Origin of the sequence: Acinetobacter sp. ASP199 (assembly GCF_022700675.1) — a bacterium.
Taxonomy (GTDB): Bacteria; Pseudomonadota; Gammaproteobacteria; order Pseudomonadales; family Moraxellaceae; genus Acinetobacter.
Map to the genome: position 1 here is coordinate 2,539,475 of NZ_CP062182.1, position 13,490 is coordinate 2,552,964.

Below are 13,490 nucleotides of genomic sequence, written 5' to 3' on the forward strand. Positions count from 1 at the left end.
TTTTCTTAAATCAAGCTTTCTCCACATGTACAACAAATAGCATACTCAACGCTTATGACATTTCCTAGGCAACCAGGTTGAGTACAATCGCATCTTTCAACCAGATGAGTATCTCTACATACAAAGCAGAAAATCGTTTCTGAATCAGGCTCATTAGGCTCCAACACTGCATATTTAGGTTCTAAGGATTCATACTTATCACCTTCATATTTACATGCAGGACAGAAATACAAACGTCGTCTAGAATCGATATTAAAAAATTTCTTTATTTGCGTAGGTTGAAGGAAATTGAAAACTGTTAAAAATTCTTTTACTACTAAACCATCGACATGATCATTATCAAAATAAAGCTGGGTTGCAGGAGCATTATGTAAGAAATCTCTTCTTGTCTGAATCCAATCCTCATCTGCATAAAGATGCTTATGTACTTCTAAAAGAATTACTACCACTTCTTCCGCAGTTACATTTAACTTACTACTAACAGTGTGCATTGCTATATTTCTTAATCTTCTAACTCTTTCGAACAAGTTAGCAAATTCAATACTTAAACTTTGATCGTAAACTGTATTATAAACTTTAATAAGATCTTGAGCATCAATCGCTCTAAAATCAGAGAAACTAACACCTGTTTCATCTGCAGCTCTAGGCCATTCTGATGGATTACCAGCAATCAATAGAAAAGGACTGATTGCCACAAGCTTAGCTTTCAATGCAAGCTCTATGCCCTGTTGAGCAATAATAAGAGAAGTTAATATTCTTTGACGTGCAGATTCCCAAAAAGCTTGTTCATCTTCCTTCTCAACAACGACGTAGCCTCGAACATCTTCAATAGTAAGTAAAAAAGAAATAGCAATGTCCCATGCAAAATCTAACTGGGCTTTTGCAGCAGAATCAAACTCATCACTATTTGGAATATCTTTAATCACGTTTTTACCTTGTGTTATAAATTTATAAGCAAAGATTATGTTATGAGAATTTTCACAAAAAAAACTATCTCAATGGTTTAATTAATTTTTCGTCCCAAGATATTAGCTTAAAATTCAAACCACTAGTTACTTGATTAAAGTTACCCTCATCATTATCAAATGAGGCAGCAACAATACTCTGTAAATTTTGAGTTTCTGCAAGCTTCTTAAATAACATTCTTTGGCTATTAAGAGCCATTGAATGTTGGCCAGGTTCATCAAGTAATAAAATATTTAATATATTGGAATCATATTGTAAGCCTGTCTGCTGTAATCCCAACAAGAAACTCCAAATTAATCTTACAAAATCACTTGCGCTTGAATCTATCTTCGTACTGCTTTTTCGAATTTCCCTTAATTCCAAATGATTCAGCGTTGGTATTAGGTTATCAAAATTGATATGAATATCTGAGATTGATGCACTTTTGTATCCAAAATCATCTGCATTCTCTTTAAATTTCTTTTCAAAACACTTGATCTTTTCTTTATCTTTCACACTATAAACGTCTTTAGGCAAAGCATTTAAGCTTGACTGGTTCTTTATAAAATCGATTAACAAACCATTAAGATTAGTCTTAACCTTTTCTTCAATATCTTTTAAGCTTTGAAGTTCCCTAACCTCATTTTCAATATAAATTTGCTGACGCACATAAAGTTTAGAAATCTCACTTCCAGAAGTAATAGATTTTTTAATACTTCGTATCACTTCATTTTTTCTTTGAATTTCTTTTTTTACATTACTTAAACTAAGCTCTATTACCTCATTATTAGCACTTAAACCTATAATCTGATTTTGAAGCATTTTTTTCTGACTATTTAAATATTCAATCTGCTCCTTTAAATCCATTTGTGGACCTTTAATTGTCTCAGCAAATAAATTATCAACCACATTTTGAAAACACGTAGGACACTTATCATTAGCTATCTGAATATCATATTCAGCACCCAACTGCCTTAATTTAAAAGCTGATTTATTTTTAATTAAATCATTTTCAATTTGTTCTAAAATCTCATTATAATCACTAATTGTAATTTTATTTCTATTTAATGAATTATTAATATGATCGAATTTAATAATTAGTAAATTCAACTCATCTTCAATATTTTCGATTTGATCAACTAACTCCACAGAGCTCACATTATTTTCAGAGTCTTCATTCCGTTTAGCTTCAAGATATTCCTTATCCAGAATAGATATACGTTGACTTATAGTTAGCTCATCTTGCAATAAAATTTCAATTTCATCCACATGAAATAAATTACTTGGCTTAGTTGGCAACCCTTTTACAAATCCATTTCTTTCCTTAACTTTTCCTGAAAGTTCTTTAACCTCAGCATCCCACTGACTTATTATCTTATTGCTTTCAGAAATATAAAAATTTTTAAGCTCATTAATATCAAATACCTCCAACCCCAATAAATACTCAATCACCCTAGTCTTAACATCACGAATTCCAAAAAATGGAATGTTTGCAATATAGTCAGTCCATCCTCTTTTCTGCTCAACCGCATGTGCCGCAAAAATTGTTTGGATGTATAGCTTAGTTAAACTTCCTGATGTATTTGGCACTTGAGGTAAATTCAAATCCAAGAAATTTTCTAAAAAACTATGAAATCCACTCTCATTTATTGCTGCTCCTGCATCGTGTAAATATGTAGGTACAGCTACACCTAATCGTTCTTTTTCAGTAATATACTTAGAGTTATAAATTTCAACCAACTTTGAGTTTTTAATATTATCTTTGATTGCTCGTCTAAAAGTTTTAACTTCACCATATTTATTTTCGACCTCTAAGAACACTTCAGAAGATAGTACTTTTATAGTTTTCTGTTTATATTCAAAATTTGAAGTCAGGCAATATGATAAGAATCCCTCGCCCTTTCCGCCCAATATTTCCTCACAACCCAAAGCATATAAAATAGTATTAAATAATGTGCTTTTGCCACTAGAATTTTGCGCTCTGACTATTGTTAGATGACGACTAAAATTCTCTTCAAAACCAAATACTCCGTACTCAGTTACTATATTTATTTTTAATCCAGCAATATACATTATTACTTCCACCCTTTTGTGGCTGAATCAACAATTTTCTCAGTAATTGATTTTTTTACAACTTGTAAAAAAGTTTTTTCTTCCTCAAATAGAGTTTCATCCTCTAAGATTCTCACACAATACTCGACACCTTTATTAGTTAATTTAAAGGAATCAACATTTTCATCGATTAGTTTTTCTGCTATTGCATATCTTAATGCAATAGTTAAAGCTGGATCAAAACCCCACGCATAAACATCTAGTTTATTATTTTTTATACTTAAAATTACTTTATCCTTTCGAACACGCTCTTTAATCAACCAATTAAATAGTTGTAGTCGTGTAAGGCTAGATTTAAACCCTCTAGATGATAAATATAAAATTAGGAGAATTTGCCCTATTTTGTATATTGGCCTATGCTCGACAAATACAGGAGCTGGTCTTTGTATAAACTTCATTTTCTTATCATTCATAGTCAAACTCACAAATTGCAATCCATCTTGCAATCATTCGTCTAGCTACTTCTTCTGCAGAAGTTGAATCAAAATTTGGACTCAAATCTTTCTCTATTCGTTCCACTAACATATTTTTTAATTTATCTAGTAGCTCTTCTGCAGTACCAGTCCAAGTTATGTTTTTCTCAATTACAATATATTCAAATTCTCTAATCAATCTTACAAGTCTGTAGTGTAATGTTGGTGCGCTATTTTCTATTTCTCTTAGATAAGCGTCGCATGATAAAAAGCTTTGTGTTGTTATAGCATTTAATTTTATAACCTTTCTATTGATTATTTCTTGATCTTTAAATGATTCTAACCGCACTCTATTTTTTCTATCAATATTTTTTTCATATTGTTCATCTGGCTCTAAAGTAGCTATAGGCTCAAAGTCAGTAAAGACTAAGGCCTCACCAACAGCCTGTTGGTGTTCCCTGATGTCGCGTGCATAATTATCGGCATCATAAAGTACTATTTTAAAATCAGAACCTATTATTGATAAGCCCCAGCTCTTTACTTCTTCTTCTTTTTTTCGAGCATGCTTAATTAATTCATTTTTATCGAATTCAGGCGTAACAAATATCCATACAGATAATTTAGTTTCACCAAGTCTTGCCTTCAGCTCCTCTTCATAGGTCTTCAATTTATTTAAATCAGTTGTAATCTTATCCCTTTGCTTTTCATAAAGTTCATGCTTATCATAATGCGTACTTGGACAATAACACTGGAACCCTTTTCCAGTTCTATTTGTAAATCCTTCTAAACCAAAATCACCAGGTGAAGCAGGAATTTTTTGATACAACTCATCTTCATATCTTCTTTTAAATATAATTTGACATAGCTCCTCCCAACTAGTGCCATCGAATGCCCCGTACTTAGTCTTAAACATTAATTATCCTTTGCGGTATTCGTAAATTACTCATCTTTTTGACTTCATCTAATTTACACAAATAAAGTAACGTATTTATTTACGAAGACATCTTCTTAATCAATTACTACCTACTTCTATTTAGTCCAAGCATTAGACAAAGTCTCCGCCTGCTTCATCACCAACTCAATCGCTTCAGCTGCTTTATCAGGCGGGTACTTCCAACGCTGCAATGTACGTCGCACAAGAATTTTAAGCTGAGCACGCACACTATCCCGAACCTGCCAATCGACCGTCGTTGATTTCCGTAGCTTCTCTGTAATCTCTCGTGCGATCTGTTTCAGCGTATCGTCTCCAAGCTCTCTGACAGCACTTTCATTGTTTACCAAAGCATCATAGAAAGCGATTTCATCTGGATTTAACCCAAGTGAAGCTTCACGCTGCATTTCTGCCTGAAACTCTTTTGCCATTTGAATAAGTTCTTCAATGACCTGAGAAGTTTCAATCGCTCGGTTATTGTATTTCCTCAAGGTTTCCTGCAAACGGTCAGAGAAGCGTTTTTCCTGTACCACATTGTTTCGTGTCTTTGCTTTAATGCCGTCATTCAACAACTTTTCCAACAGTTCAACTGCCAAGTTACGGTATGGCATCTGCCTTACATCTTCTAAGAACTCATCTGAAAGCAAGCCAATGTTGGGTTTATCCAAACCACACATTGCAAAGACATCTGTTACGCCATCAGCAATGACAGCATTATCCAGAATCTGTTTTAGCGTACTGTCCTTTTCAGCTTGCGACAGTTTACGATCCACAGAGGTATGCTTGCTAATGACCGCTTTAATGGCTGAGTAAAAGGCAATTTCTTTGTGCAGGTTCTTCGCTTCATCCAAGGTGCTGCATAAAGAGAAGGCTTTATTGATTGCTAAGACTAAATCAAGAAAACGCTTTTTACCATCCTTCAAGCTCAGCACATAGTTAGCTGCGGGGATAATCAGTCGGTGTGCCTGAGTTTCGTAAGCACTTAAATTCATGCCTACCTGTTCATTGGTTTTGGCAAACATTCCCCGTATCGCATCTATCTTTTCAGCAAGAACTGCATAGGCTTCTTCTGCACGTAAAGTCGGCTCACCTTTACCTTTGGCATCAGTATAAGTTTTTAAAGCCTGCTTCAATTCATTGGCAATGCCGATATAGTCGACAACTAGACCACCCTGCTTATCTTTAAATACCCGGTTCACACGCGCAATTGCCTGCATGAGGTTATGGCCTTTCATTGGCTTATCGATATACATGGTGTGCGTACACGGTGCATCAAAACCTGTAAGCCACATATCGCGCACAATTACCAGTTGCAGGGGATCGTTTACATCCTTGAATCGTTTTTCAAGGCGTTTTTTGACTTGCTTGTTATAAATGTGTGGCTGTAACAATGGTTTATCTGAAGCTGAACCTGTCATCACAATTTTGATTTTACCCTTTTCAGGATCAGGGTCATGCCAATCTGGGCGCAAAGCAACAATCTCATTGTAAAGATGGACACAGATCTCTCGGCTCATGGTCACAATCATGCCTTTACCCGCCGTCGCTTCGGTACGGGCTTCAAAGTGTGCGACTAAATCCGCAGCAATCTGTTTCAGCCGTGGTGTGGCACCCACCAGCTTTTCTAGTCGGCTCCACTCACTTTTAGTCTTTTCTCGGTTACCAACATCTTCTTCATCTTCTATAACCTCATCGACTTGATCAGATAGCTCTTCGATTTCAGCCTGATTAATATCTAGCTTTGCCAAGCGTGACTCGTAGTAGATTGGGACGGTTGCACCATCATCGACGGCATCCTGAATATCATAGATGGAAACATAATCACCAAAGACAGCTCGGGTGTCTTTATCCTCACTCGAAATAGGGGTTCCAGTAAAGCCAATAAAAGCAGCATTCTTTAAAGCATCTCGCATGTGCTTGGCATAGCCAAACTTGTACGTGCCATCATTACCTAGTTTTGCTTTCAAACCATATTGGCTACGATGTGCTTCATCTGACATCACCACAATATTGTGGCGTCCATTCAGTAATGGATGCTCACTCTCACCTTCCAGTAATGCAAACTTTTGCACTGTGGTAAAGATGATGCCACCTGACTCACGTTCAGCTAAAAACTTTCTCAGCTCATCACGGTTATTGGCTTGAACTGGCGTTTGTTTTAATAAATCTTGAGCATTGCTAAAGGTTTCAAACAACTGTCCATCTAAGTCATTACGGTCAGTGACGATTAACAAGGTTGGATTGTGCATGGCAGGCTGCTGTAATAGCTTGCCTGCATAGCAACACATAGAGATACTTTTACCTGAGCCTTGGGTATGCCAAACAACGCCTGCTTTCTTATCCCCATTCGGATTGGCTGCCGCAATGGTCGCTTGTACGGCTTCTCTAACCGCATGGAATTGATGGTAGCCTGCAATTTTCTTAATGATCTTCTCGCCATCTGTTTCAAACAACACAAAGAATCGGATGTAATCAAGAAACAATTCTCGGTCAAAGAAGCCTCGAATCACCGTTTCTAGTTCCCATTCTAAAGCGGGTTTATCATCTTCATTCTTGATGGTACGCCACGGCAAAAAGCGTTCCTGATTCGCAGTCAGTGAACCCACACGAGCCGTTACGCCATCACTCACCACCAAGGCTTCATTAAAAACAAACAGATCCGAGATTTCTTCTTTATAGGTTTGCAGCTGGTTAAAGGCATCCCAAATATCCGCGTTTTCATCAGTTGGGCTTTTTAACTCCAACACGGCAAAGGGAATACCATTAATAAAACAGATGATGTCAGGACGTCGAGGTTGTTTAGTACCTAGAATAGTAAATTGATTGATAGCAACAAATCGGTTTTGATGGACATGGTTGAAATCCACCAAGAAGGCATGGTCGTGTACCCAATCATCTTGCTTCTTATACGTGACAGATACCCCCTCCAATAACATACGGTGGAAAGCACGGTTATTAATAACTAAATCCAAACTTTCAGGCTTGCTCAGTTTTTGCCAAACCTGCTCAAAACAGCTCGCAGGCAAGTGTGGATTTAATCGTTCAAATGCAGCATGTAAGTCTGATTCAATTAAGACTTGTTTATAGTCTTTGCGTAGGGGATTACTGCTGTCGGGCGCAATATCAATACCATGAACGACTTCCCAACCATTTTCAGAAAACCAATCTAAACATAAATTTTCTAGTTGTGTTTCATTCATGGTTAAGATTCCCCCTGTATCACAAAATCAAAAATATTATCAATAACTACTTCCCTATGAGTTTCAGGATAGTTCAACCTCCTCAAAACTAAGCGGAGCTTTGCTTGCAACTCTAAGGCAAGATCATCTCTTTCTTCAAAATCAACTTCTTTATACTCCGTAATGATTTTTGCTATCTCGGAAGCAATCCTATTTATTAAATCCTTTTCTAAAGTTTCTTCTTGCTGTAAAGAATTAATCAATAATTCAAGGATCGGTGCCACATCCTGTGACTCAAGACTTGGCTTAGGTACAACAATCTCAGTATCGATACTTGGTGGGGCAATAATTATTGGTTCAGGTTGTAAGATAATAGCTTCTTTATCCTTTCTATTTTGCTCCCACTCTTCAATTAGAATATTTGAATAATCTGCAGCACCAATAAGATCAGGAAACAAACTTGCATGATGAACATTCATACGTCTCAAAAACTTTAAGCATTCTTTTTGCTGAACATTCTTGATAAAGACTTTACAAATATACTTAGCTAAAATAGCAGGCTCTTCCCCCTCATCTTGTGAAGCATTCCTTAGTTCTGCATCTGGATACTCTTCGCTTCCAAGAACTTCGATCAACTTATTTTCTATTGTTGCTCCATAAGGCGAAAATGTAAAAAGCCCTGCTTGATTGACTAAACGTCCATGATCATCTTTTCGAGGTTCTAGTACTCGAATATCGCTAAAGTAATCATCATCTGAGATAGCCGTTTTATTTAGAATATAAATAGCTCTATAAGGATTATCTGTTTCCTCAGCTTCATCTGCCTTAGCGAAGGCAAAAAATAAGGCGACGTAAGGTGAATAAGTCCAATCCAACAATGGAGTTTTTAATCCATAATGCTGTCCAATTGCCCACAACTCATCATCCTCTCGCTTATCATCACTGTTAAACAAAGAGTGATCGGAAATTCTGCCTCGTATAGCTTTACGAAAAAGTCTCAACTGCTCCTCAGCCAACCCCTCATCGATGATATTTTGCTCATTAAACCTAGCTAAAGTTGGTGTTAGCCCCCAGTCATAACGTCTATGCCCACGAAAAACTAGCTCAACTCTTTTACGATTACAAAATTCTGATTCCAAAAATGAAGTGAAGTCGCTCCAATGCTCTAACTTTGTTACAGGAATACGACCATTAATCTGATCGTTCATTAAAATAAAACTATCTTTGATACTATTTTCATTCCATTCAGGAATTCTACCCCACTCATATTCCCTATATTGCTTCATAACTTATTCCAATTCCGCTCTCTTATGGATAACTACTTCACCAGAAAAAAACTTAGGTAAAATAATTTCCTTAATTGAATTTAAAGCATTATTCTCTAGATCATTAACATGAATTTTACTGAAAATTTTTTGAGAAAACTCTTCAAACTTCAAGATTAAACAACCAGGGATTTTAGGGAAGATAAGCCTTTTCAAATCTTTAGGGTAAACATGTGGTTGGGCTGCTCCTTGCTGCATCTTAGTTATTTCATTTTGCTTAATTTTTAAAAATGTATATATAGTATAGATAGATGTAGTTTCGTCCTTACTAATAAACGAACAATCAGATGCCCATATATTTTGTTGATACAAATTAACATATCCAGCATTCGCTCCAGAAGCACTAATGGTAACCACTGGGCCTTCGACATTATATTCATTATGAAAATATGCAGGTTTTAAACCACCAGCAACCACTGGGATATTCCCTGAAGATGTATTTTTTTTTGTAATATTTTTACCTTTTTTCGCTTTGGCAATTTGATCGAAAGGAATTTTCTCCCACCCCGCTGGCACTTCCCCTAACTCACTCTCAACCAACTCATCAGGAAACAGTGCTGCAGTTGCTTGTAACTCAGCAAAATCTTCTTCAGGCATTTGCTGAAGCTCTTCTTCGCTTTTGCCGCTAATAACACACATAGCAGCAAGTTCAGAATCTTTGCTTTCTTGCTTTGCCTGAATTTTGGCACGAACAACATCAAAATCAATAAACCAACTTTTAAAAATTGCTTGAGTAATAGATTCTAGGTTTTGATTTATTTTTAAGTTTAAATTAATTTTATTGTCTAATGAGAGATATTGTTCAACAACAATATCTTGCTCTTCACGAGAAGGAAGAAATATTTCTAGATTTCTAACTGCTTCTTTAGTAATGGTCTTTGTGACAGATCCATTAGCAAACTGCTTTACATACTGCTCATTAATTTTTAAATATAAATATACATAGATGGGATTAGCTAACTTTTCATTAATCCTGATTAAAAATAAATTCATAGCCAATGATACAGGTCGTTGCAAATCAGGCATTAAGTATATTGAGCCAGCATTTGCAATTTTATTCATAATTAAGTCATTTGGATAAACCTTGGATTTTTCAAGAAAGTTATATGCATGTTCACTAATATATTTTACAGAATCATGAAAATCATTATTTTCAAAATTAGTTGTCCTTACCATTAGGGCATAATCTTCATCATCTAATAGTTCTACATTTTCCTTAAGCTTTTTATAAGCACCATTAGCATGATAATCGGTAAGTACCTCTATTAGGTCTCCCAAACGAACTTTATTATTTAACATCACATTCCTACCCAAAATTCTTGCTTAATCGCCCAATAGCCCCTTGTTCCACCAATACGCTCAAGCCAACCTGCATCTTTTAAATGATTCAAATGCTTTTTCACTGCTGACTCATTAATACTGAGCTGCTCCGCCATAGCACGATAGGAAATTTTCGGGTTCTGTTGAATTAAAATTAAAATCTCTTTTTGACGATCTGTCAGCATAGTTTCTTTGATTGAGCCACCTATTGAGCCACCTATTGAGCCACCTAATTGCTCAATCGAAGGACGGTAAAATTCCCAATCGACAAAATCACCTTGTGCTTTCAATTGAGGTTCGGCATTACCTGCTTGTAAACAAAGATCTTTAATACGGGCAATACCACTGCCCCACTGCTCGATATAACCCAGCTCTTTAAACACACGCGCCAAAACACGGTTACGAATCTCTGAACGACCTTGTGCCAAATCTTCTTCAGTCAGACCATTGGGCAATCCACCTGGCGATACGATATTCAGAATGTCATCATAAATACCGACCTTAATATCACGCCCTGCATTGCTATAATCACGGTGCAGCACTGCATTCACCAAGGCTTCACGAATAGCAGGAATGGGGATTTCATAACTTTCTGTACGTTGTAACCCTAAAATTTCAGCGCGTAGATGCAGATGGTTTTTGATGAATTGCTCTGTATGCGTTAACTGACTAAATAAGTCTCCACGGTATTCTTTTTTATCCAAAAATACTGTCATTGTCGTGCCTTTAAAGCGGCTACATTTAATCTCAACCTGCTCATAAAGCCCCAACAAAATGAGCAGCCCATGACTTGGGTAATCCTGTCCATTCTGCTGAATGATCAATTTAAGATTACGCATTTTCTGCAAAGACAATTCTTTACCCACCTCAGTGAAGGCTTGCTGTAAAGGCTGTAAATCGATGTTATCTAAACTGTATTGCGGATTCGGCTGCTCATCAAAAGTCTGGTTCAGACGTTGCAATTCAAGTTGCTGGATATACTCAGGCGATGCCACACGATTACTTGCACCCAAACGGATATAGGTTCCCTGTGCCTTACCTTGTGGCTTGAGATAATAAGGCAATAACGAACCACGGCTGACTTCAATTACCAGCAACTCAATGCCTTGGATATTCTCGATATAAATGTAAGGTAGAATATTGGGCGCACACAGCTCATTGATCATCGAAGTGATCTGATCTTGCAGCTCAAAAATATCATCTTGAATACCTACGAGTTGGCGATCATCACTTACACCCACTACCAATTTACCGCCACTGGTATTGGCAAAAGCAATCAGGGTCTTTGCGACCTGTTGTCCTTTCGGTAACTGCTCTTTAAATTCTAGAGTTTGACTTTCACCCTTCTGAATTTCTAATAATAAAGGATGATCAGAACTCATAACCCAAGCCCTTTAGATTCTTTTTAATCTCACTTTCCAACACAGCACTTTCAGCAAATTGTTCTTTGAGCTGAGCAGTCAAACGCAGCATTTTCTCAGCGAATGGTTCGCCATCATCTTCCTGCTCGACTGCACCGACATAACGCCCTGGGGTCAATACATAGTCATGCTTTTGTATATCTTTTAACTCAGCAGAGAAGCAGAAACCTTTCTCATCTTGATACGCTTCGCCTTCAAAATTTTCGCCTTGTTGCCAAGCATGTAAAGCATTGGTGATTTTAGCAATATCTGCATCGGTAAAGTCACGCAGTACGCGATCTTTCATATAGCCCAAATTACGAGCATCGATAAACAGCGTCTTGCCTTCACGGTTGGCTTTCTTTTTATCCAAGGATAAGCCGTTCTTTTTATCTTTGGTCAAGAACCAGATACAAGCTGGAATTTGCGTGTTGGTAAACAGTTGTCCCGGTAACGCGACAATACATTCCACCAGATCGGCTTCAATCAGGTTCTTACGAATCTCGCCTTCATTGTTGGTATTGGAACTCATCGAACCATTGGCAAGTAAAAGTGCCATGCTGCCTGTAGGCGATAGGTGGTGCAGCATGTGTTGCATCCAAGCAAAGTTAGCATTACCTTGCGGTGGCGTGCCATATTTCCAACGCACATCACTTTCTAGAGAAGCATGCCACCAATCCTTGATATTAAAAGGCGGGTTGGCCATGACAAAGTCAGCACGCAAGTCTGGATGCTGATCATCTAAAAAGCTGTCAGCATTTTTCTTACCGAAATTAAAATCAATCCCGCGAATCGCCATGTTCATGGCTGCCAGTTTCCATGTGGTCGGGTTACTTTCCTGACCATAAATGGAAATATGCTTTTTCTGCTCTGATGCTTTGTAATGCTTTTCCTGCGCATGTTGTTCAATGAACTTTTCACTAGAAACAAAGAATCCGCCTGACCCCATTGCAGGGTCATACACGCGACCTTTATAAGGTTGTAGCATTTCAACAATTAAGGTGACAATGCTTTTAGGCGTATAATACTGTCCACCCTGCTTGCCTTCAGCCAAGGCAAACTGTCCTAAAAAATATTCATAAACATGCCCGAGAATATCTTTGCTATGCAGGGTGAGTTGCTCACCGTTATATTCCGGCTGAGTAAAACTGGTGTCAGAAAAAGTATTGATCAGATCAAGTAGCTTGTCATTGTCCAGCTGATACTGTCCAATACGATTCAGAATACCCTTAAGCTTTGGATTGGCTTTTTCAATTTCATCAAAGGCATTGTCAATCAGCCAGGATACAGAGCGTAGTTTGACATCTTGCCCTTGTTCATCCTGCCAAATGATAGAGCCAATCGCTTGTGCTGCTGCATTACGGATACTTAACCAACGTGCTGCTTTGGGCACCCAAAATACGTTTTTTTCTTGGTAGTAATCCAGTATTTCTAGTTCGTCAGCAATAGCCTGTTGGTATTCTTCATCGCTATCATAGTGATCACGTGCCATGTAGTAGATATTGTTGTCATCTTGATGAGCGAATAAAGTCTTGAGCTCAGACTGTCGTTCATCAAAGGCATCAGAAACGTACTTTAAGAAAATCAGCCCGAGAACAATATGCTTATAGTTAGCAGCATCCAGACTACTGCGTAATTTATCGGCGGCTTTCCAAAGCTTGTCATCTAAGTCATTTAGAAATTTTTGTTCCAATGAATGCATTTTATTTCCTCAATCCAAGATCAACCGCTTTGGTTTTATACTTAATGTTAAACAATGTTTCTAAGTTAGCATATCTATGACTTATTAAAAGTCATACACTTAACAAAAAAATTAGGAATTAATTCAGGCTTGTCATTTTAACGAGATAACCATAGCGAATATA

9 protein-coding genes are annotated in these 13,490 nt (G+C 37.2%); all 9 read right to left on the bottom strand.

What is annotated here, in order from left to right:
* Positions 1 to 5: 5 nt before the first annotated feature.
* Positions 6 to 926, bottom strand: coding sequence for a hypothetical protein (locus tag IHE35_RS12085; RefSeq protein WP_242787802.1), 921 nt, complete (start codon positions 924 to 926; stop codon positions 6 to 8).
* 64 nt (positions 927 to 990) lie between these two features.
* On the bottom strand, positions 991 to 3,018 hold the full coding sequence (locus IHE35_RS12090; RefSeq protein WP_242787804.1) for a hypothetical protein: 2,028 nt from the start codon (positions 3,016 to 3,018) through the stop codon (positions 991 to 993).
* A 2-nt stretch (positions 3,019 to 3,020) separates the two neighbouring features.
* A complete protein-coding gene (locus IHE35_RS12095) occupies positions 3,021 to 3,470 on the bottom strand; it encodes a hypothetical protein (protein WP_117007184.1) in 450 nt (149 codons plus the stop codon).
* A complete protein-coding gene (locus IHE35_RS12100; RefSeq protein WP_117007183.1) occupies positions 3,463 to 4,383 on the bottom strand; it encodes a hypothetical protein in 921 nt (306 codons plus the stop codon). Before IHE35_RS12100 ends, IHE35_RS12095 begins: the two co-directional genes overlap by 8 nt.
* Positions 4,384 to 4,499: 116 nt before the next feature.
* Positions 4,500 to 7,601 (bottom strand): type I restriction endonuclease subunit R, encoded by a 3,102-nt coding sequence (locus tag IHE35_RS12105; RefSeq protein WP_242787806.1) that lies wholly within the window; start codon positions 7,599 to 7,601, stop codon positions 4,500 to 4,502.
* A 2-nt stretch (positions 7,602 to 7,603) separates the two neighbouring features.
* On the bottom strand, positions 7,604 to 8,866 hold the full coding sequence (locus IHE35_RS12110; RefSeq protein WP_242787808.1) for an FRG domain-containing protein: 1,263 nt from the start codon (positions 8,864 to 8,866) through the stop codon (positions 7,604 to 7,606).
* A 3-nt stretch (positions 8,867 to 8,869) separates the two neighbouring features.
* Positions 8,870 to 10,204 carry a restriction endonuclease subunit S gene (locus tag IHE35_RS12115; RefSeq protein ID WP_242787810.1) on the bottom strand — a complete coding sequence of 445 codons (1,335 nt, stop codon included), beginning with the start codon at positions 10,202 to 10,204 and terminating at the stop codon, positions 8,870 to 8,872.
* On the bottom strand, positions 10,204 to 11,607 hold the full coding sequence (locus IHE35_RS12120; protein ID WP_242787812.1) for a helix-turn-helix domain-containing protein: 1,404 nt from the start codon (positions 11,605 to 11,607) through the stop codon (positions 10,204 to 10,206). The genes IHE35_RS12115 and IHE35_RS12120 overlap by 1 nt, the downstream gene beginning before the upstream one ends.
* Positions 11,597 to 13,327 carry a class I SAM-dependent DNA methyltransferase gene (locus IHE35_RS12125; protein ID WP_242787814.1) on the bottom strand — a complete coding sequence of 577 codons (1,731 nt, stop codon included), beginning with the start codon at positions 13,325 to 13,327 and terminating at the stop codon, positions 11,597 to 11,599. Before IHE35_RS12125 ends, IHE35_RS12120 begins: the two co-directional genes overlap by 11 nt.
* Between the last annotated feature and the right edge of the window lie 163 nt (positions 13,328 to 13,490).